Source organism: Streptococcus mitis (genome assembly GCF_002096755.1).
Taxonomy (GTDB): Bacteria; Bacillota; Bacilli; order Lactobacillales; family Streptococcaceae; genus Streptococcus; species Streptococcus mitis_AC.
The window spans coordinates 129,841-152,851 of the sequence record NZ_NCVF01000020.1 but is presented as its reverse complement, the minus strand read 5'-3'; the positions used below and the strand labels follow the sequence as shown (position 1 = coordinate 152,851).

The following is a 23,011-nucleotide window of genomic DNA, read 5'->3' as shown; positions in this document are numbered from 1 at the left end:
TTTAGGGAAGATTCAAGTAAATTACGGAATTTGCAAAAAAATCTTTTGAAAGTCTTCAACAAATTCACTGATGTGTTCACTTGTAAATCAAGAAATTTTCAGAAATGCTTTGAAAACGAATTGTTTTTTATAATACTATCATAAAGTTCGTCATTTAGCTAACAAAAAATATGATTTTAAGTAAAAAACAAACCAGGAAACGAATTTCCTGATTTTACATTTCATTTCACATCAAAAACAATGGATTTGACATTTGTCATCGCTTCAATACTATATTTAATTCCTTGCACTCCAGCGCCAGAACCTTTGACACCAAGGAATGGGAAATTATCTGGACCACGCTGGGTTTTATTATTTATATGAACTGTACCCACTTCAAGTTTTTCAGCAATTTCAAATGCTTTTTTGAAATCATTTGTAAAGACTGAGGATTGAAGGCCGAATTCAGATTCGTTGGCAAAGGCAATGGCTTCCTCTACACTAGCCACACGGATAATTGGTAAAACAGGACCAAATGGCTCTTCCCATGCCACTTTCATATCTTTTGTAACTTGGTCAAAAAGCACTGGCCATAGAAGATTGCCTTCGCGTTTGATTGGTGTAAGAGCCTGAGCACCTTTTTCTTGTGCATCATCAATCAAGCCCCAAATAAAGTCTGCTGAAGCATTGTCGATAACTGGTGTGATATCAGCATTGTCGAATGGATCGCCAACTGTTAATTTAGTAACCTCTGCTTGAAGCAAAGCAGCTAGTGTATCTGCTACACTTTCGATAACAATAACACGTTTAATGGCTGTGCAACGTTGACCTGAATAGCTAAAGGCACCCGCAACAATTTGCTTGGCAGCATGTTCCAAATCTGCATCTTCTAGTACTAAGGCTGCATCTTTCCCACCAAGCTCCAACATGATTGGACGCATACCAGCTAAACGACCAATACGTTCTCCGATAGGAGTTGAACCTGTAAAGTTGATGAAGTTGACTTCTTTGTGTTCAATGATATAATCCCCAATTTCTGAACCACGACCCGTAATGGTATTGAAAACACCAGCCGGAATCCCTGCTTCTTCAAACGCTTTAGCCAACAAGAGCCCAGAAATAGAACCTTGTGTTGGTGGCTTAAACATGACTACATTCCCTGCAATCAAGGCAGGTGCAATTTTAGAAGCAGATAAATTAACTGGATAATTAAAGGGAGCGATAGCCAGCACGACACCAACTGGCTCGCGACGAACAACGGCCAATTTATTTTTACTTGCTGCTTCAAAACCGCCACCTTCCATTGCTTGTCCAGTGATACGGAGACCTTCCTCAGCAGCATAGCGAATCAAGTCTGCGGTACGCACCACTTCTCCAATAGCTGCTTTAATTCCCTTTGCCACTTCTTTGGCAAGTATAGTACCAATTTCTTCCTTATCACGTTCTAAAATAGCTGCTGTTTTGTGCAAATAAGCCGCACGTTCAACTGCTGATAAAGCTCGCCAAGCTGGCAGGGCTGCACGCGCAGCTTTCATAGCCTCATCTACTTCTGCCTGAGTCATAGCTGGAACAGTCCCTAATTCTTCTTGATTGATTGGTGAATAAATCGTAATTTCTTGTTCAGCTGATTTCCATTTTCCATTTACTAAATTCTGATATTTTGTCAAATTCTCGTCCTCCTGAAAATGATTAAGATATATTTTACCGAATTTTCAGAAAATTACAACCCTTTTTGCAAGTTTTTGAGATTATTTTCACAAGCTTGATTTTTCAAAGTATACCCAACAAAAATAAAAAAATCAGACTAGGAATCTAGCTCGGTCAAGGCGAAACTGATATACTTTGAAGAAATTTTCGAAGAGCATAAATTAGTACTATAATAAAGTGAAACAAGAAATGAACAATTTGGGGTTGGAATTAAAATAAATTTATAACAACGTTTTAGAAGCAACATTGTACTATTCTTGATTCATTTTATTAGACCTATAATTAACAAAGATTTCTGAAACAGAGTCTAGGTAAAAGTCTTCATAATAAAAAGACACCCTATCAAGTGTTCAAACACTTTGATAGGATGCGTTGTTTCGTAAAAATACTTATCAAATTTTCTATACAAGCGAGCTGTTAGCTAAGCTCTTTCTATTCATTCAATTTCAATGAATGGATTTTTTAGTAATGCTCATAACTGGGAATTTTACTGTGTTAAAATAGCGAGATAGATAGCATTATAAAACAGTCAAGACAGCTAGACTAATATCATCTATAACATTGTCTTCTTTCGAGCGACTGTTGGTTACCAACATGGCTAAATTTCCTGCATTTTCAAAGTATAAGGAACTTCCCTTGGCATTGAATACTACCAATAGATGTTCTGGTCCCCCGTGAATCTCGTAAACAATCCATCCACTATTTTCTGCAGCGGTGTGGACAAAGACATGACGGTAAACTTCTTCGTATGTAGGATAAGAAAAGGCGCTAGTCTGTGTTTTCAATCGAATAATTTGACGGATAAACTCAATACTATCTTGACGCTCATTAATCAAGTTCCAGTTGACTTGATTCACACTGTCAGGAGCGTTATAGCTATTCATAGCACGCTCTCTATCATCATGGGTCAACTCACCATTCTCACCAGTTGCAACTAGTTTAGTGCGTCCAAATTCTTGACCGATTTCCATAAAGGCCATCCCCTGCATGAGAAGGTTCATTGCTGTCGCCGTCTCAACCTTGCGCATAATCTGGTCTGAACTTTGATCTGGATGAAGAGTCGCCAACAAATCATGAAGATTGTAATTATCATGGGCTTCAACATAGTTGAGAACCTGATTTGGACTGAGATAAGAACCCAATTCTCGGCTACCAAGAATGGCCTTGGCAATGATTGGTTCGGTGGCTGCACCACTTACAAATCCTGACTTGATTGCACCATAAACTTCTCCTCCTTTGACCGCATCACGCTGATTATCATTGAAGAATCCGATATTTGGCATTTGGTAAGCATTGTCCTTCTTGGCCTTATCATAAGGTGCAAGACCTGTTCCCATATCCCAGCCTTCTCCATAAGTGATAATACGGGGATCAACCTCATCTAGCGCCCAACGAATCGCTTGCATGGTTTTGACATCATGAATACCCATCAAGTCAAAACGGAAGCCGTCAATATTGTATTCCTGTACCCAGTATAGAAGAGAATCAATCATGTACTTGCGGAACATTTCGTGTTCACTGGCTGTTTCATTTCCAACACCTGTTCCATTCTGGAAGGTACCGTCTGGATTCATACGATAGTAGTAATCAGGGACAGTTGTTTGGAAAGGTGCATCAACTACTGAGAAGGTATGATTATAGACCACATCCATAATGACACCAATACCCGCATCGTGATAGGCTTGAACCATGGTCTTCAAATCACGAATTACCTGCCCTGGATCATCTGGATTACTAGAAAAACTTGGTTCTGGTGCATTGTAGTTTTGAGGGTCATAACCCCAGTTATAGGTTACATTTCCATCCTCATCGTATTCCTTATGGCGATCAAAGATAGGCTGGAGTTGAACGTAGTTGCAGCCAAGTTCTTTGATATAGTCAAAGGCGGTTGCTTGTCCGAATTGGTTTACAGTTTCAGTCTGGGCAGCACCAAGGAAGGTTCCACGGAGATGCTCTGCAACTCCAGATGTCGGAGATTTGGTTAAATCTCGGATATGCATTTCACAGATAACTGCTTTACATGGATTTTCCAAACGCCAAGGCGCTTCTGTTCCATGTTTGACCACAAATCCTTCTACTTGTCTGTCTTGATGAGAAAGAATTACGGAACGTTTGCCGTCAGGACTTGTGGCAATCGTGTAAGGATCTCTCGTCACAGTCTGGTGGTGAGGAAAGTCAATCTGATACTGATAAGCCTTGCCAGCAAGATTTTCATCTAAGTCTAGACTCCAAACACCAATGGTATTGTACTTATGACTGTATGAATAGCTATTACCACGCTCTAGATTAAAGGTTTTCCAAATCGGAGCGTCGTTGCTGGTATTTTCGTAGACAACCACCTGTACAGCAGTAGCCGTAGGAGCCCAAAGTTTAAAGCTAGTCTGATAATCTGAAAGACTGTAACCTAGTTCTCCTTGGTAGCCCCAGTGGTGATCAAAACTAGCGCTATGTATTGCTCTATCAAAAGCAAATGGATTTTGATCTTTGTAGTAAGGACTAGCAATGGCTGGGTTTTCAGAATAATAAACAGTCTCGTCGCCCTCTAAAATCCAAACTTCTGTCAGAAGCGGATAGTAGTTATAACGCACGGAATATTCCTTAACTGTCCCATCAATCTCGACAGAAAACTTCAGGTTTTCTAACTTTTCTTGACTTGTAACTGTGAAGGAGAACTTTGCTCCAAAAAAGTTATTTTCATAATACAATTTTTCAACATTGTCCGCCTGTTTTCTACTAAATGAACAGGCTGCATAATCCCCGTTTTTTCGATGAAAATGGATGACTACAGGGTAATTTAACATTTCTTTTCCTAATTTCTAATTTTAATTTAATTTTTTATGTGGTGCTGATAGATTCAGCAATTTAATTTCTGACTCAAGATAGACTCAATTCATGTCAAAACACTTCAGGATAGACAGTTTCAGACTATCTAACATCTAGCCTTCTACTATTCTTTACAAACTTTCGAGCCAAGCTTCATCTCGAACTTCAATACCAAGTTCTTGTGCTTTTTGAAGTTTACTTCCAGCATCTGCACCTGCCACGACGAGGTCGGTCTTTTTAGAAACACTGCCAGTCACTTTGGCACCCAAACTTTCGAGTTTACTTTTAGCTTCTGAGCGCTTGAGACGTTCCAATTTTCCAGTCAATACAACGGTCAAACCTGACAAGGCTGCATTCACTACTACAGTCTGACCTTTATAGTCCAAATTGACTCCTGCTTCTTTCAATTCTCTGAGGAGAATTTCAGAGCCTTCTGTCGCAAAATAAGTCTGAAGACTCTTTGCAATCACACCACCTAGACTTTCAATACTAGACACCTCCTCTGGATCTGCCTGAGCCAGATTTTCGATTGAATGAAAATGTTGAAGTAAGAGCTGACTGGCCTTGCTTCCGACATGGCGAATGCCAAGACCAAACAAGAGTTTCTCAGCAGAGTTTTCCTTAGATGCTTGAATAGCCTGATACAGTTTAGAAGCAGACTTTTCCTTAACACCTTCTAAAAGGAGGAAATCTTCTTCTTGTAATCGGTAAATATCCGCCACATCCTTAACCAGATTGGCAGCAAAGAGTTTCTCAACTACTGATGGACCAAGGCCTGTAATATTCATGGCATCTCTAGAGGCAAAGTGGATCAAACCTTCCATGATTTGGGCAGGACAACGCGGATTGATACACCGCAGGGCCACTTCATCTTCAAAGTGCAACAAGTCAGAATCACAACTTGGGCAGTTTGTAGGGATATCTAGTTTCTCTTCAGAAACCCGTTTGGACTCTACCACACGCAAGACGGCAGGGATGATATCTCCAGCCTTATAAACGATAACCGTATCATCTTTTCGGATATCTTTTTCAGCAATATAATCCACATTGTGCAGAGTTGCACGGCTAACAGTTGTCCCAGCTAGTTGTACTGGTGTTAGATTGGCAGTCGGGGTTACAACACCCGTACGGCCAACTGTCCAATCAACTGATAAGAGTTTAGCTTCTTTTTCCTCAGCAGGAAACTTGTAGGCTACTGCCCACTTTGGAGCCTTAACAGTAAAGCCAAGTTCTTCTTGACCTGCTAGGTCGTTGACCTTGATCACCACCCCATCGATATCATAAGGCAGATTGTCCCGTTCCTCTCCTACTTCTTGGATAAAATTCCAGATTTCATCTATGTTTTCAGCCAAGATTCGCTTAGGATTAACCACAAAACCGAGCTGTTCTAGGTGCTTCAAAACCTTTTCTTGACTATCACGAGTTGAAGGACTGGCTTCTTGATAGAGGAAAGTGGCAAGATTACGCTTGGCAACTACTGCTGTATCCAGCTGACGCAGTGTTCCTGCCGCTGCATTACGAGGATTAGCAAATTCGGGCTCTCCATTTTCTTGACGAGCTTGGTTGACCTGGTCAAAAGAAGCGCGTGGCATATAACATTCCCCACGAACTGTGATATCTAGTTCTTCTGGCAAGGTCAAAGGAATATCCTTAACACGCTTAAGATTTTCTGTGATATTTTCCCCAACAGAACCATCTCCACGTGTTGCCCCAGCAACTAAAATCCCCTTTTCATAAGTCAGCGAGATAGACAAACCATCGATTTTCAGCTCACAAATATAGGTCGGATGAGCCACTTCCTTACGAACACGCGCATCAAAAGCTTCAACCTCCTCACGTGAAAAAGCATCCTGCAAACTATAAAGAGGATACTGATGACTGTATTTTTCAAAACCATCTAAAATCTTGCCACCAACACGATGAGTAGGACTGTCTGCTAGCACTTGATCTGGATAGGCAGTTTCTAACTCAACTAACTCACGGTAAAGGCGGTCATACTCACTGTCTGAAACCGAGGGATTATCGCTGGTATAGTACTCAGTCGCATAGTGATTGAGCAAGGCGACCAACTCATTCATTCTTTTATTCATAAAACTATTTTACCATAAACTAAGCCCTCCTCACAAACGAGAAGGGCGGAAAAAACGCTTAGATTAGAATTATTTTTAAAACTCAAACAGACTTATATCTCTTTTTTAAAATGAGTTCGTACATAGCCTAGAGCTAAGAAAGATAAAGCAACAACTCCTAGCCCTATAATCAAGAAAGAATAAAGATGGACACTTGGAAGCAAGGTCATCAAACCTTTTGCAATCGGCATAAAGAGAATTGCCAGTGTAAAAATGGTACTCAATACCCTACCCAGATATTCTCCATCAATCTTGGTCTGTACCTGTGTAAAGAAGTGAATATTAAAAATCGTCATAAAGAGTTCACAAATCAGGTTTCCAGAAAAGGTTAAAATATTGGGCAGTGGCAAACCCATCATGAAAACTCCTACTCCTGTTAAAATCAATAAGAACAAAAGTGTATTCATACTTGATTTAAATTTATTTGCTATCAGTGCTCCTATAATTGAGCCAATCGCACCCATGGTTAAGATAGTCGCATAAGCTCCTTCTACTCCATATAGTTTATTTGAAAAAGGAAGCAAAAACTCAAAAGCCGCAAAAAAGAAATTAACGCTGGAAGCCACTAACAGGAGAAAGAAAATCTCTTTTTGATGCCAGATATAGTGCAAGCCATCTTTGATATCTGCAAAAATATCTTTACCAGTAAAAAGTTTCTTATCTTGAACCATTGGTTCTTCTTTTGGAAGTAAGGCCACTAGAACAAATGCTATAAAAAAAGTCAAAGCATCTAGTAAGAGCGTCAGATGGAGACTTGAGAATTGTAAAACAAGAAAAGAAAGTACAGGAGAACTCACGCTGACAACCTGCAAGACCAACTCCAAACGAGAATTGTAGAGGACCAGTTCATCCTTCTCTACCAATTCGGTGATAATGGCCTTATTTGCTGGTCTAGAAAAGGCAAAAGCAATAGCCTGAACAATATTGGCAAAAATCAAAGCTCCAATCATCCAGCTGTCATTCCTTATAAAAGAAATAGCCAGACAAAGAATCCCACAAACAAGGTCTGCCGCCATTAAAATCTTACGACGAGAAAAACGGTCTGAAATGACTCCGCCAAAGGGATTTACGAGAATAGATGTGACGAGTTCAGAAATCTGATACATTCCTAAAACAGTCTGGCCTATGGCCCCCATGGAAGCCAACCAGACACTATTTCCATAATCATAGAGCATATTCCCTATCTTGTTAACAGCTCCGCGACTAATCAACTGTACTGCATAGCGATTCATATAAAAACTCCTCTCAAATTTTGAAACTATTGTATCAAAACCGAAAGGAGCTTTTTCATTTTTCCCTTATTTGGGAAAATTAATCTTTGATAAATTTTTTGTAGTGTTCCTGATAGTAGGCTACTTGCTCTGGAAGATCTAGCACGTCAAAAATATGCATGGCCTCTTGCATTTGCTTACAACCTTCTTTACACTGTCCTTTTTGGTACAAGGCAAAGCCTTTTAGGTAATGTAAAATATTTCGTTCATACAGACTAATGTTTTTACCAATAATCTTCTCTGTATAAGTCTCAAAATAGCTTGCATTGTCAAAAGAAAGATGCTCTAAACAATGCTGGTAACAATTGAGGGCCAAAATCAAAACCAATCTCTTATGGCGACCAATCTCTTGATAAAATTCCTCCCTCTCCATGACTTCTCTACCAATCCGAGTGACATAGTCTACATCGTAGAAACTATAGAGGTTACCGAAAAGAATCAACTCATACATGGTCCATTCTTCTGTTTTGAAGAGATAATCTGCTACCTTATCTAAATCATCCTGCTCCATATGATAACTCGAATCTCTTTGACAAATCAGACCTTGCAACAAAATCCAGTTCAGCTCAAAATAGAGTGGATTTGTCGAACTCTTAGCCTTTTCAAGTTGTTCACTTTGAAGCTTTTGAAAACCTGCAATATCATTTGAGTAGTAAAGGGGTACAATTTGTCCCATCATGGCAACATGTTCATGATTATGGAAATCCCTAGCCTTATCCATGAAATTTTCGATTGTTACATGAATGTTATCCAAAATCTCAAAGAAACGTGAGACTGCTAGGTCAGACTCCCCAAGCTCAAAGCGAGATAACTGAGAAGTTGAACAGGACTCCCCTGCCGCCTCCTTTAAAGAATAATTTCCACTTGTCCGAAATTCACGAAATACTTTTCCAAGATGTTCCATCTTTACACCTGCTCTGATAATTCTTCCCATTCAAGCATAGCTTCTTCCTGACGGTGGCTGATTTTGTCCAGCTCAGCCTGTAATTCCATCAGTTTGTCGGCATCGTTTGTTTCCAACATTTGTTCAGAAATATCTTGGCTTTGACTTTCTAACTCTTCAATTTCAGCTTCTAGACTTTCGATTTGTCGCATGAGTTTGCGAACTTCTTTTTGACTTTCTTTCTGAGCTTGATAGTCATTAACTGAACTTGATTCTTTTGCTTGATTGCTAGTTGAAGCTTCCTCAGCCTGAATCATTTCTACTTCTGATTTCTTCTCAACATAGTAGTCGTAATCTCCCAGGTAAAGAGTCGAGCCATTCTCTGACAATTCCAGTACATGAGTTGCCACACGATTGATAAAGTAACGGTCGTGGCTGACGAATAGAAGAGTTCCATCAAAGTCAATCAAGGCATTTTCTAGCACTTCCTTGCTATCAATATCCAAGTGGTTGGTCGGCTCATCCAGAATCAAGAAGTTATTGTTTTCCATAGACAATTTAGCCAAAAGCAAACGAGCTTTCTCGCCACCTGACAGCATGCCGACTGATTTTTTAACATCATCACCAGAGAAAAGGAAGGCACCTAGACGGTTACGGATTTCAACTTCTGGTGTCAGTTTAAAATCATTCCAGAGCTCATCTAATACAGTATTACTTGGTGTCAGCTTACTTTGGGTTTGGTCATAGTAACCCACCTCAACATTGGCACCAAAGCGCTTTTCACCTTTGATAAAAGGAATCTGGTCCACAATAGATTTGATAAAGGTTGACTTACCGATTCCATTTGGACCAACGATGGCAACAGCATTCATTTTACGGAGGTCTAGGTTGATAGGCTCTGACAATATTTCCCCATCATAGCCAATAGCCACATTTTCAACAGTCAATACAACATTACCCGACGTTTTTTCAGACTGGAAGGTCATATTGGCTGATTTCTTGCCAGCTTCAGGCTTGTCTAAACGCTCCATTTTTTCCAGTTGTTTACGACGAGATTGGGCACGTTTGGTCGTTGAAGCTCGGACTAGATTGCGATTGACAAAGTCTTCCAGAGCAGCGATTTCCTTTTGTTGCTTTTCATAGTTTTTTTCTTCAGTAGCTAGCTTCTGCTCCTTTAATTCAACAAAACGAGAGTAGTTGCCCACATAGCGATCCAAGGAATGCTTGGTCAAATCCAGCGTAATTGTCGCAACCTTGTCCAAGAAATAACGGTCGTGGCTGACGATAATGAGGGCACCGCTATAGTTTACCAAGTAATTCTCTAGCCAGGCAATGGTTTCGATATCCAAATGGTTGGTTGGCTCGTCCAAGACTAAGAGATTTGGCTTTTCAAGGAGCATTTTAGCCAGTGCCAGACGAGTATTTTGACCACCCGAAAGCTCGGCAATTTTCATCTGCCACATAGACTCGTCAAACTTAAATCCATTTAAAATCGCTCGTATATCAGCTTCATAGGTAAAGCCACCTGCCTGACGAAAATTTTCAGATAAGCGGTCGTAATCTGACATCAGCTTATTCAAATCATCACCAGACTTTTCACCCATCTCCAGCTCCATCTGACGCAGTTGTTTCTCAGTCCGACGCAAATCATCAAAGACATGAAGCATTTCATCGTAGATGGTATTTTCAGACTCAAAACGGCTATCTTGAGCTAGGTAAGACAGATAAATATCTTTTTTCTTATTGATTTCTCCGCTAGTTGGCTCCTCTTCTCCAACTAAAATCTTCAAAAGAGTAGACTTACCTGCACCATTTTTCCCAACAAGGGCAATCCTATCACGTTCATCAACCTGCAGGTTGATATTATCAAAAAGAACCTCTCCTGCAAAAGAACGTTCAATTTTATTAGCTTGTAAAATAATCATACAAACAGTATAGCATGTTTCCCTAAGGCATTCAAGACTTGATAAACCAGCATATGACACCACTTTTCTGAAAATTATGCTACCGTTTTACTAAAACGCTAAAAAGTGCTATAATGTGAACGGTTAAAACAATTTACAAAAAGGAGAATTTCAATGTCTTACCAAGAAAATTACCAGAAATGGGTTGATTTTGCGGAGCTTCCTGACTATCTTCGTCAAGATTTGGAAAATATGGATGAAAAAACAAAAGAAGATGCCTTCTATACAAATCTTGAATTTGGTACTGCAGGTATGCGTGGCTTGATTGGTGCTGGTACAAACCGCATCAACATCTACGTTGTTCGCCAAGCTACTGAAGGATTGGCTCGTTTGATCGAGTCAAAAGGTGGAAATGAAAAAGAACGTGGTGTAGCAATTGCCTACGATAGCCGTCACTTCTCACCTGAGTTTGCCTTTGAGTCTGCGGCAGTTCTTGCTAAACACGGCATCAAATCTTACGTATTTGAAAGCCTCCGTCCAACTCCAGAACTATCATTTGCAGTTCGTCACCTCAACTGTTTCGCAGGTATCATGGTCACAGCCAGTCACAACCCTGCACCATTTAACGGTTACAAGGTTTACGGTGAAGACGGTGGACAAATGCCTCCACACGATGCAGACGCTTTGACTACTTATATCCGTGCAATCGAAAACCCATTTGCAGTTCAAGTTGCTGATGTGGAAGCTGAAAAAGCTTCTGGCTTGATTGAAGTCATCGGCGAAGCTGTTGATGTGGAATACCTCAAAGAAGTTAAGGACGTAAACATCAACCCAGCCTTGATTGAAGAATTCGGTAAAGACATGAAAATTGTCTACACACCACTTCATGGTACTGGTGAAATGTTGGCTCGTCGTGCTCTTGCCCAAGCAGGATTTGACTCAGTTCAGGTCGTTGAAGCGCAAGCAACTGCTGACCCAGACTTCTCAACTGTAAAATCTCCAAACCCAGAAAGCCAAGCAGCCTTTGCACTTGCTGAAGAACTTGGTCGTCAAGTTGGTGCAGATGTTCTTGTCGCAACTGACCCTGATGCTGACCGTGTTGGTGTTGAAGTTCTTCAAAAAGATGGTAGCTACCTCAACCTTTCAGGTAACCAAATCGGTGCCATCATGGCTAAATACATCTTGGAAGCCCACAAAAATGCTGGAACTCTGCCTGAAAATGCAGCACTCTGCAAATCTATCGTATCAACTGACTTGGTAACGAAGATTGCTGAAAGCTACGGCGCAACTATGTTCAACGTCTTGACTGGTTTCAAATTCATCGCTGAAAAAATCCAAGAATTCGAAGAAAAACACAATCACACTTACATGATGGGATTTGAAGAAAGCTTCGGTTACTTGATTAAACCATTCGTACGTGATAAAGACGCTATCCAAGCTGTTCTAGTCGTTGCTGAACTTGCTGCCTACTATCGTTCACGTGGTTTGACACTTGCTGACGGTATCGAAGAAATCTACAAAGAGTACGGCTACTACGCAGAAAAAACTATCTCTGTTACCCTTTCTGGTGTCGATGGTGCTGAACAAATCAAAGCGATCATGGCTAAATTCCGCAACAATGCTCCAAAAGAATGGAACGCAACAGCTATCACTGTCGTAGAAGACTTCAAAGCTCAAACTGCTACTGCTGCTGACGGTACCGTTACAAACTTAACAACTCCTCCAAGTGATGTTTTGAAATACACACTTGCTGACGGTTCATGGATTGCTGTTCGCCCTTCAGGTACAGAACCAAAAATCAAGTTCTACATTGCAGTTGTAGGTGAAACCAACGAAGAATCACAAGCTAAAATCGCTAACATCGAAGCAGAAATCAATGCTTTTGTAAAATAAAGCCCTATAAAAGATGAGACCAACCAATCTCATCTTTTTTTCGTATCAAATCTAAGCAATTTTAGAAACTTTATGGCATACTAGACTTATCAATGAAAGCGAGGTAATCTCATGGAACAATTTTTAGATAATATCAAAGACCTTGAAGTCACTACAGTTGCGCGTGCGCAAGAAGCTCTTGATAAAAAAGAAACTGCAACCTTCTTTATCGGTCGCAAAACTTGCCCTTACTGCCGTAAATTTGCAGGTACATTGGCAGGTGTCGTAGCTGAAACCAAAGCTCACATCTACTTCATCAACAGTGAAGAACCAAGCCAACTCAATGAGTTGCAAGCATTCCGCTCACGCTATGGAATTCCAACCGTACCAGGCTTCGTTCACATTGCAGATGGAAAAATCAATGTCCGTTGCGACTCTTCAATGTCAGCACAAGAAATCAAAGAATTTGCTAGATTGTAAAAAATATAAAAAGAAGGCATTCGCCTTCTTTTTAATTATTTTCAAAATAGGAATCAACCAACTCCTGAATCCTACCTACTTTAGCAGCAGGAATAGTATCTTCTAGAACAAAGTTCTTTCTACTGATATCTTGAGAGAGATTTCCAAAGATAAAATTAGTCGAGATATTATAGATAATCTCTGAAGGTGCAAATCCATAAACTTGATTTTCCAAGATATGTTTTAAGCGTTCCTCAGAATTTGGAAAAGCATCTTTCAAACCTTCGCTATTATATAGTCGCTTAACAAGTTCAGCAATATAGAGTCCTGACTTCATGTACAAATCAATAAATGTCTTAGATGGATCATCAAAGATACCTGGACTTTCTTTTTCAAGGTCATCCACCATTCTCTTCACCACTCGTTTAGGAGTGAAAATCTGGTTAGTTTTCTGCGGTGGAATATAGTCAAAGATATCTTCTTTTTGATCTTTAAAATAATCTGCCAATTCCTCTTTCTTACGAAGAAATTCTTGGATTGCTTCATCAAATGTTGCTCGATCAAAGAGATGTCCTGCAAAATCTGGTCCACCATCTCTCAAATAACGAAATTGATCAATCGTAATACCAGTCACTTCAAAGAAAACATGCTCAGGAACAAAGGTATCAAAATTATCAAGTGTTAGAGTTTGATCACCATAAGCCATAATAAAACTTGGGATGGTTCGTGCAAATCCACGAAGATGGTCACGAATCTCATCTTGAGCTGATTGTTTCAACTGCTCAACACGTTTTATCTCAACCTGTTCAATAAACTTCTCAGGCATTTTTTCCACTTCTTTTTTAAGTGTTTGCTCTAGTTTTTCCTTGTGAATAAGATTGTTTTCTTCTAAACGTTTATCAAAATCTTCTTGAATCTTATCCTTTTGCTCCTTATCAACTGCTTCATTGATTTGTTGTTGCAATTCTTCCCTGATATGAGCTTCAGAAATTTTTCTTTCGATATCATTTTTTCGAATTTCATTCTCAAATGTTGCTGTAATTTGCTTCTTGATTTGATCTGTTTCTCGAGTTTTTAGGTTGTATTCACCTTTCAAATCTTCTACAATCACTGAAGAAACTGTCTTGCTCAAATCATTAACCAGCTGTTTTTGAGTTCTGTCCTCATCCTTAGTGAACAAATCTGTCACAGATTGACTAAGTCCATAGACTTTTTCACCAAAAAGTCGCATTTGCTGATTAACTACAATTTCATGGTCAACTACTGCATTGCCCTCATCATCTACTGTAACATCTGAAAAGTCTAATAGTTCAGAAGATGTTTGTAACTTCCCTTCCTTTTCAACTGGGAGTTCATTTAAAATGTCTAGAACTGTTTGACTAGCTTGGAAAATACCGCTGATATTATCAAATAAGAGATTGGACATAAAGCCTCGTTTAAGAACTTCTCTAGCTTTTATCTGGCGAGGAATGGTTAGAACTGCCTTAGCATCAATTTCAACCATCTTACCAGCACGGTCTTCTGCTATGACAGGGAAGAAATTTAGTAATTCTCTAATGTTTTCTTCGCGAGTTGCTGAAGTTCCTCCACCTCCTGCAGTTGCAAGTGATAAGTTATTCGCAAACTCATCAAAGAGAATCAGGGTTCTTTCTGGCGCAAAGTCAAATACATAGGCTCTTTCTTTGCGGAAATGATTTCCTTTGCTATCGGTCCATGAATATGGGTTCTGAGCACGAAATGCAGCTTGCATATAAAGAGCTGGTGATTTCAAATTTGATAACATCAATACGCCTGTCCATTCAGGTATGGTGACCCCTGTCGTCAACTGACCCACGGATAGGGTAATAGTTTTATCATTATCTGCTATCGCTTTTCTAACCAAATCTAAGGATTTGAGTTTGACTTTATCGTCTTCTTCGGACATACGTCCATCACCTGCAGCTAGAATAATCTCATAGTTTTCATAAATTGGGTGTTCTTCTAGTAGTGCTTTTAAAGCTTTAGCTGAGGCTACACGTTCTAACAGCCAAAAAGTATGCTTGAGTTCATTACGAAGTTCTTTGGTTGAAAATGGATACTTTTCATTGCTTGATAGAGTATTTAGCCAATTTCTAACATCTTGCTCATGGATAAATTTCCCTTTATCATCTGTAGCGAAAAATTCACTCAAGTCAAAAGCATAGTCGATATTCTCTCCATCAAGTTGAGCCCCTTTTTCTAACTCCTCACCAATCATCTGAGACATTTGATAGGTAAAGAGATTTAATTGAGGCAAGCTCTCATATGGATTTTCCTCTTCTTGCTCAGGCGACCAATTCGTTTTGGCTGCCTGCTCATCAGCATAAGACCAGTTGTAGATTTGATCCTCTGTAAAATCTCCTTTGGCCAATGCCTTAAATGGTGTACCTGACAAATGCAGAGTGAAATTCCGTCGAATCTTATTAAAAGCTTGGTCTGTCTTAAAGGTATCAACTCCTTCGTGAGCCTCATCGATAACCAATAAATCCCAGTGGAGATCTGTAACCCATTTAAGTTTGTTATGCTCTCCACCTAGATAAGCAGAGCCTTTCAAGTCTTGAAGACTGATAAAAGCAAGTTGTCTTACATCGTCATCTAAAATACCAACAAATTCTTTTCGTGACAAGGTTGGACGACTTTTAAGGCTATCCGATTCAGAAACAAACTTGTAAGTCGTTTGACCTGCTATGAATTTTTCAAAATCATCATACCATGAGTTAGCAATGGCAGGTCTGTTTGTTACAATCAGGACATTGACAGCATCCATTCGACGAACTAGATCATAGGTAGACAAGGTTTTACCAAAGCGTGGCTTGGCATTCCAGAGGAACTTACCTCCTGGATGATTCTGGAAATAAGCTAAGGTCTTAGCAACTGCTTCTTCCTGCTCTTGTCGCAAGGTATAGTCCTGTCCTTGGCCAGGCTGATAACCTGACAAATCATGCTGAACAAACTTATCAAAAAGATTTTTTGATTTCTCAGGAGTTCCATTAAAGTAAAACCATTCTGTCTTAGGACGACGTTCCACATCATGGAAAGAAAGGAAATGGTGAAAATCATGATCCTTGAAAGTTTTCCCCTTATCAGGATCTTCTGTATAGGTCGCATCTCCAGTCCACAATATGTCTGTATCTATATGAGCAGTATGCGTTTGCTCCTTGATACGTTGTGTGACATCACGCTCCGTATAACCAATCTTAATCCAGCCCTCATTACTAGTTACCGTAGGAGTGGTGTAGGCATAGATTTTAGGATGAATCTCTTTAGAAGTTTTAATTTCTACCATCAATCCATCTCCCTTACATGAGTCTCAATAAAGGCAATTTCTTCAGGAGAAAGATCATATTTTTGATAGAGCTGACGGTCAATATCAGACACTGATTGAGTCCAATCAATGTCCGAATTGACCGTAAAGTCTTGGAGAGGGACGTATTTCCATGTTCCTTTTTTATTATCTTGTGTAATTTTTAGTACACCTAACAAAGTCCTAGCAAATTTAGATTTTATATACTTAAATAATGAATCTGCTTCATCCAATGTTTCTAATTTACCAATAGAAATAAAGGTCTGTGTGTGACCCACGAGTGGGGTACCCACGAGTGGGGTCGATAGGACTTCGCCAATCGCCCCACTGCCATTTGCTTTTGGCAGTATCACCTTATATTTATCCAAATTCCCAGGTCCTTTGATGTATTTCTTTGGAACAAATTTTATTACACGTTCATTATTTAACCTACCTATTAATTGAATTGATTCACATTCTGGTTTATCATCCGTAAAAATTTCAGGCAACTTTTCAAAAATATTTGTTGTCACATCAAATTTATGACCCTTACTTAACCTGTCTTCGAAATTAGGATAATCACTGTGTAGGGCTTCTGTTAATTTATAACTTTCTGGTGCAAAAACATAGTCACTTAAAGATTTGAAATCATTTCTATGATAGACTTTTTTATAAATTGAATTCAGTTCATCAAAAGCGGTATATGTTTCAATCGCTCCAAAAACTCTATCATTATCGTGGTAACTAATCGTCACTCCACCTTTAATATCCGTACCAGGAAAAACTTTCGAAGAATCTTGGACATAATACATGACTTTAAAATGTTCATTCAACAGCATTTTTTCATTCCATGATTTTGGTGTTTTCCCAGCCTTAAACAAAAACCTAGCAGGTGTTATCAATACTGATTTTCTACTAATCTTATAAGATTCATCCATGAAATGATGATATATTGGTTTGTCACTTGTTCCTTGTAATTCTTCTTGATACGGCGGATTTCCTATCACGACATCAAATTTCATTTCACTTTCCTCGCTAGATAGGCACTCAAAACCTATCATTCTATTCTTTTTCCAGTCTTTGATTTGGGTTTTAGATTCTTCTGCTTGTTCTACTTCCAGCTCATCGGAAAACAAGCTTAACTGTTGAGATTGTCCTTGTGTAGCTGAGTAGGGACTGTTTTTTTTCAATCCATCCATCTGAAAGACATTGTAGGAGATAATAGTCGCAATTTCTTTCTTTTGCTCTAAGGTTGGTTGATTTCCAGTCTTTGCAAGATAGTAGTCCTCAAATGATGCTAAAAGATTTTCACGCGCCAAAAGGAGAGAATCTCCTTGATACTCATAACCATAAGAAGCTCGATAAGCTTTTTTTACAAGTTCATAAAAGGTGACTTCATCTGAGACCTCACGACTAATGCGCTGCAATTTTCTATCAACAAAACCAACTCGCTCAGATAATGGAATTTCCTCACCAGTTACGGTATCATATCTCGTTACCATATAAGGTGCTTCACCACAAGTTATCTCCAACCACCTTAGGTCAACATACTCCTCAAGACTTAAAGAGCCTAGTTCCGATTCTACATATCCATTTTGCTTTGCGACCAACCAAGTTGGTGTAAACACTTCTGCCCTTATTTTTGTACGATCTTTTTGCTCATACTTGGATTTTTCAGATCTGGGCTGAATCAAGTTTGCATAGTTTCCCGTCACCCTACTTGGAGTGATGCGATCACTTGGAGCAAATCCCTTTCCTAACAATTCATAAGAATGCGTCGCCCAAACAATATTTTTCTTGGTCGTTCGATCTTTTAAAAGAATTTTTAATAAGTCAGCCGATTCTTTAGATAAACTTTCTTCACTAATATCTATTGTCATAAGCAACCTCTCTTATATTGTAATCCCTATTATATCATGTTTTAAAGAATGAAAATTTACTTGGAAAAAAGTAATTCAATAAATATCTCTCCGATGACCAACTTCTAAAGTAGCAATGACTAATTCATCATCTACAATTTGTACGATAACTCGATAATTACCAATCCTATAGCGCCATTGACCAACGCGATTACCAACCAAAGCCTTTCCGTGTCGTCTTGGGTCTTCCAAAACATTGGTTTGTAAATAGTTTGTAATTATCTTCTGCGTATAACGATCCAATTTTTTCAATTGCTTGATGAAACGTCTTGTTGGAACTAATTTATACAAATTATTCATCCTCCAAGCCTAAATCATGCATCATTTCTTCCCAAGTAATGGGTTCAACTCCTTTTTCCAAGTCGTCTAAATACTCTTGATAGGCTAAATCTGCCACACGAGCGTCGTATTCGTCTTCTAGAGCTTCAAGAGTTTTGGTGCGAATAAGTTCCGAAAGGGAAACTCCTTCAAACTTAGCCATTGCCTTCATAAATGTTTTATCAGCTTCAGAAACTTTTAATGTAATAGTAGTCATCTTTTGCACTCCCTTTTTTAATGGTAACACCATTGTATTACTTTTTAGGTGTTCAGTCAATATAAAAAGAACACCTTCTCAGCGTTCTTTCTATATATCTGTCAAAGGTGTTGCGGTATCTGGTGAGGTATCATAAACCTTAAAGTCTACTCCGACTCCCAGATCAGCTTGCGCCAGCTGATTGACCATGGTCATGTGAGCCAGCTCCTTGATATTATTCTCCTTAGATAAATGCCCAAGGTAGATCTTCTTAGTGCGATTTCCTAGCGTCCGAATCATAGCTTCAGCACCATCCTCGTTAGAAAGGTGACCCAGATCCGATAGGATTCGTTGTTTGAGTCGCCAAGCGTAAGAACCTGCTCGCAAAATCTCTACATCATGGTTGGACTCGATAAGATAGCCGTCCGCATTTTCAACAATCCCCGCCATACGGTCACTAACATAACCTGTATCTGTCAAAAGGACAAAACTTTTATCATCTTTCATAAAGCGATAGAACTGCGGTGCGACTGCATCATGGCTTACACCAAAACTCTCGATGTCGATATCTCCAAAGGTTTTGGTTTTACCCATTTCAAAAATATGCTTTTGTGAAGAATCTACCTTGCCAAGATACTTGCTATTTTCCATAGCTTGCCAGGTCTTTTCATTGGCGTAAAGATCCATACCATACTTGCGAGCCAAAACACCTACTCCATGGATATGATCTGAATGCTCGTGGGTAATCAAGATGGCATCCAAGTCTTCTGGCTTGCGATTTATTTCAGCAAGTAGGCTGGTGATTTTCTTACCAGATAAGCCTGCATCCACTAAAAGTTTCTTTTTTGGGGTTTCCAGATAAAAGGAATTCCCACTGGAACCCGATGCTAAAATACTATATTTAAAGCCTGTTTCACTCATTCTAGTCTTCTACTTCATCCTCCCATACTTCTTCTTTCACTGCATCCTTATCATAAGGGAGCACGATGGTAAAGGTTGAGCCCTTACCGTATTCACTTTTGGCCCAAATAAAGCCATTATGCTGTTTGATAATTTCCTTAGCAATAGACAGTCCCAGACCTGTCCCACCCTGGGCACGACTTCTAGCACGATCCACACGGTAAAAACGGTCAAAGATGCGTGGTAAATCCTGCTTAGGAATACCCAAACCTTGGTCTGAGATGGATAAAATCATCTGATCATCAGTCGTCTTCATGGTCACTGTGATTTTCCCACCATCTGGTGAATACTTGATGGCATTGTTAAGAATATTATCAATGACCTGTGTCATCTTGTCTGTATCTATCTCTATCCAGACTGAGGTAATTGGATAATCTCTCACCAGTTCATATTTCTTCTCTTCGTCCTGCCCTCTTATCTGATCAAAACGGTTGAGGATAAAGGTTATAAAGGCAGTGAAATTGATTAATTCCACATCCAGGTGACTGGTCGCATTATCAATACGTGAAAGATGAAGAAGATCCGTTACCATACGCATCATACGATTGGTTTCATCTAGAGATACCTTGATAAAGTCCGGTGCGACCGGTTCTGACAAGGCACCCTCATCCAAAGCTTCAAGATAGGATTTTACACTAGTCAGAGGCGTCCGTAACTCATGACTAACGTTGGAAACAAAGAGTCTCCGCTCGCGCTCTTCCTTCTCCTGCTCAGTTGTATCATGCAGAACGGCAACCAGACCTGAGATAAAGCCAGACTCACGACGCACCAAGGCAAAGCGTACACGAAGGCTCAGATATTCACCATTGGCATCCTGAGAATCAATCATAAGCTCAGGAATTTGGGTAATCAAATCACGAAGGTCATACTCATCTTCAATCTTAAGCAATTCTAGAATACTTTTATTGAGAACCTCTTCTTTCTGAACACCTAGCTGTTTCTTAGCCATATCATTAATCATAGTAATCTTACCACGACGATTGGTCGCAAGAACTCCGTCTGTCATGTATGATAGGATACTATTCAATCGTTTACTCTCTTGTTCTAGATTTTCTTGGGTCAAACGGATTACTTCTGATAAATCATTGAGATTATTGGTAATATTAGTGATTTCAGAGCTTCCCTGCATATCCAATACCTGAGAATAATCTCCTGCAATCAGGTCTTTCACCTTTTGATTAATTTGCTTCAACCGAATATTATCTCGCCGATTTTCTAGCAAAAGTAAGGTAACAATCAAGATAAAACCCAATAAAATTAAAATGAAGATAAAATCACTAGTAAGAATATTTTTTCTAATAAATTCAATCATTATTTCTCATATAATAACCAACACCGCGACGTGTTAGGATATACTCTGGACGACTTGGTGTATCTTCAATCTTCTCACGCAAACGTCTGATAGTTACATCAACAGTTCGAACATCTCCGAAATAATCATAACCCCAGACCGTTTCAAGCAAGTGTTCACGCGTAATTACTTGACCGATATGAGAGGCCAAGTGGTACAAAAGCTCAAATTCACGGTGAGTTAAGTCTAGTTCTTCACCATATTTTTTAGCCACGTAGGCATCTGGCACAATCTCCAAGTCCCCAATTTGCAAGGGTTGAGTTTTCTTTTCATCAGACTCTTGATTATCTACAGAAGTCAAATCTGTACGACGAAGAAGAGCTTTGACACGCGCCTGCAACTCACGATTTGAGAAGGGTTTGGTTACATAGTCATCCGCACCAAGCTCTAAACCGATAACCTTATCAAATTCACTATCTTTCGCTGAAAGCATGATAATAGGCACACTACTTGTCTTGCGAATAGTCTTAGCAACTTCTAAGCCATCAATTTCGGGAAGCATCAAATCCAGAATAATAATATCTGGTTGCTCTGCTTCAAATTGTTCTAGCGCTTCACGACCATTAAAAGCAGTTACAACCTCGTAACCTTCCTTAGTCATATTAAACTTGATAATATCCGAGATTGGTTTCTCATCATCTACAATTAATATTTTTTTCATTTGTTCACCTTTTTCTCTACTATTATACCAAAAAAATAACAAGAAGACACAATAGCTAATCTTTGCTACTGTCTAAGTTGGCTTTTGCATAAGCCTGCCAGATTTTTTGTTGGGGTTTGGCAAGTGGAAAATCCTTAAACTCTTCTGGTGAAAGCCAGCGAACTTCCCTATCGGAAAAGTCATGGAAGTCAGTCACCTGACCTGCTACAATTTGAACATGCCACTTGCGATGACTAAAGACATGCTTAACAGTGTCAAAATAAATATCAAGCCAATCAACATCTAGGTCATAGTCCTGCTGGAAACTCTCTTCTGGACTGGGTCCAAAATTCACACTTTCTTCTGCAACCTGATGGAAGAGGTCAAACTGCTCCTCTTGCAAAAAGTCATCTACTTCTACCAGTGGGAAATGCCAAAAACCTGCCAATAGCTTTTCACTTTCATTTTTTTCAAGTAAAAATTGTCCCTGAGTATTTTTGACCACCAAGGCTTTAAGATAAATTGGGACAGGCTTTTTCTTGGGAGCCTTGATTGGATAACGGTCCATTGTGCCATTCTGATATGCCGCACTAAAGTCCTTAACTGGGCTTTCTTCTGGTCTGGGATTTACTGGCGCCTCAATATCTGAGCCTAGGTCCATCAAGGCTTGATTAAAGTCACCCGGACGTTCTGGGTCAATCAAGATTTCCATCATTGCCTGAAAAATTTTACGATTACTTGGAATCCCAATATCGTGATTAACTTCAAATAGACGCGCCAAAACACGCATGACATTACCATCTACAGCCGGCTCAGGCAAGTTAAAAGCAATACTAGAAATGGCACCTGCAGTGTAAGGACCAATCCCTTTCAAGCTGGAAATTCCTTCATAGGTGTTTGGAAATTGACCACCAAAGTCAGTCATAATCTGCTGAGCTGCAGCCTGCATATTACGAACTCGAGAATAATAACCCAAACCTTCCCAAGCCTTCAACAAACGTTCTTCAGGGGCAGTTGCCAAACTTTCCACTGTTGGAAACCAGTCCAAGAATCGTTCGTAATAAGGGATAACTGTATCCACCCTAGTCTGCTGGAGCATAATTTCAGAGACCCAGATATGATAAGGATTCTTACTCCTACGCCATGGTAAATCTCTTTTATTTTCATCATACCAGGCGAGAAGTTTCTCACGGAAAGAAACAATCTTCTCCTCCGGCCACATGACGATACCGTATTCTTTCAAATCTAACATATCTCTAGTATATCACAGAAGACCCTAACTGTCCTTTTCCTAGTATT

16 protein-coding genes are annotated in these 23,011 nt (G+C 39.5%); 2 read left to right on the top strand and 14 right to left on the bottom strand.

All coding sequences use genetic code 11. The features are described 5' to 3' along the window. Positions 1-221: 221 nt before the first annotated feature. The 6 genes from B7700_RS03645 to B7700_RS03620 form a co-directional block, all read right to left on the bottom strand. A complete protein-coding gene (locus B7700_RS03645) occupies positions 222-1,646 on the bottom strand; it encodes an NADP-dependent glyceraldehyde-3-phosphate dehydrogenase (RefSeq protein ID WP_084887222.1) in 1,425 nt (474 codons plus the stop codon). A 558-nt stretch (positions 1,647-2,204) separates the two neighbouring features. Further along, positions 2,205-4,487: a type I pullulanase gene (gene pulA, locus B7700_RS03640; RefSeq protein ID WP_084887220.1), complete on the bottom strand. Its 2,283-nt coding sequence runs from the start codon at positions 4,485-4,487 to the stop codon at positions 2,205-2,207. A 153-nt stretch (positions 4,488-4,640) separates the two neighbouring features. After that, the gene (gene ligA / locus B7700_RS03635) at positions 4,641-6,599 is read right to left on the bottom strand and encodes an NAD-dependent DNA ligase LigA (protein ID WP_084887218.1); all 1,959 of its coding nucleotides are present in this window, start codon (positions 6,597-6,599) and stop codon (positions 4,641-4,643) included. A gap of 92 nt (positions 6,600-6,691) precedes the next feature. Beyond that, complete coding sequence (locus tag B7700_RS03630) at positions 6,692-7,870, bottom strand: MFS transporter (RefSeq protein ID WP_084887216.1); 1,179 nt, start codon at positions 7,868-7,870, stop codon at positions 6,692-6,694. Between the two features lie 79 nt (positions 7,871-7,949). Further along, positions 7,950-8,813: an Rgg family transcriptional regulator gene (locus tag B7700_RS03625; RefSeq protein WP_060628235.1), complete on the bottom strand. Its 864-nt coding sequence runs from the start codon at positions 8,811-8,813 to the stop codon at positions 7,950-7,952. Positions 8,814-8,815: 2 nt separating this feature from the next. Beyond that, positions 8,816-10,717 (bottom strand): ABC transporter ATP-binding protein, encoded by a 1,902-nt coding sequence (locus B7700_RS03620; RefSeq protein ID WP_084887214.1) that lies wholly within the window; start codon positions 10,715-10,717, stop codon positions 8,816-8,818. Positions 10,718-10,870: 153 nt separating this feature from the next. Here B7700_RS03620 and B7700_RS03615 point away from each other — a divergent pair, with 153 nt between their 5' ends. Together B7700_RS03615 and B7700_RS03610 are read left to right on the top strand one after the other, a co-directional pair. Further along, positions 10,871-12,589: a phospho-sugar mutase gene (locus B7700_RS03615; RefSeq protein WP_084887211.1), complete on the top strand. Its 1,719-nt coding sequence runs from the start codon at positions 10,871-10,873 to the stop codon at positions 12,587-12,589. Between the two features lie 111 nt (positions 12,590-12,700). Then, complete coding sequence (locus tag B7700_RS03610; RefSeq protein WP_084887209.1) at positions 12,701-13,048, top strand: DUF6568 family protein; 348 nt, start codon at positions 12,701-12,703, stop codon at positions 13,046-13,048. Between the two features lie 31 nt (positions 13,049-13,079). Here the strand turns inward: B7700_RS03610 and B7700_RS03605 are convergent, their stop codons facing one another. The 8 genes from B7700_RS03605 to mutY all read right to left on the bottom strand — a co-directional run bounded on the left by B7700_RS03605 (position 13,080) and on the right by mutY (position 22,964). Then, a complete protein-coding gene (locus tag B7700_RS03605; protein ID WP_084887207.1) occupies positions 13,080-16,334 on the bottom strand; it encodes a DEAD/DEAH box helicase family protein in 3,255 nt (1,084 codons plus the stop codon). Then, positions 16,331-18,208 (bottom strand): Eco57I restriction-modification methylase domain-containing protein, encoded by a 1,878-nt coding sequence (locus B7700_RS03600; protein WP_084887206.1) that lies wholly within the window; start codon positions 18,206-18,208, stop codon positions 16,331-16,333. Before B7700_RS03600 ends, B7700_RS03605 begins: the two co-directional genes overlap by 4 nt. Before the next feature lie 75 nt (positions 18,209-18,283). Next, complete coding sequence (locus B7700_RS03595; protein WP_004239453.1) at positions 18,284-18,538, bottom strand: type II toxin-antitoxin system RelE family toxin; 255 nt, start codon at positions 18,536-18,538, stop codon at positions 18,284-18,286. A gap of 1 nt (position 18,539) precedes the next feature. Next, positions 18,540-18,782, bottom strand: coding sequence for a type II toxin-antitoxin system RelB family antitoxin (gene relB, locus B7700_RS03590; protein WP_007284772.1), 243 nt, complete (start codon positions 18,780-18,782; stop codon positions 18,540-18,542). 90 nt (positions 18,783-18,872) lie between these two features. Beyond that, complete coding sequence (locus B7700_RS03585; RefSeq protein ID WP_000004961.1) at positions 18,873-19,682, bottom strand: MBL fold metallo-hydrolase; 810 nt, start codon at positions 19,680-19,682, stop codon at positions 18,873-18,875. A 1-nt stretch (position 19,683) separates the two neighbouring features. Next, positions 19,684-21,033, bottom strand: a complete 1,350-nt coding sequence (vicK, locus tag B7700_RS03580) for a cell wall metabolism sensor histidine kinase VicK (protein WP_084887204.1) — start codon at positions 21,031-21,033, stop codon at positions 19,684-19,686. Continuing rightward, complete coding sequence (gene yycF / locus B7700_RS03575; protein ID WP_049539286.1) at positions 21,026-21,733, bottom strand: response regulator YycF; 708 nt, start codon at positions 21,731-21,733, stop codon at positions 21,026-21,028. Before yycF ends, vicK begins: the two co-directional genes overlap by 8 nt. A gap of 55 nt (positions 21,734-21,788) precedes the next feature. Then, entirely contained in the window at positions 21,789-22,964 is a 1,176-nt protein-coding gene (gene mutY / locus B7700_RS03570; RefSeq protein WP_084887202.1) for an A/G-specific adenine glycosylase, read from the bottom strand. Positions 22,965-23,011: the final 47 nt, after the last annotated feature.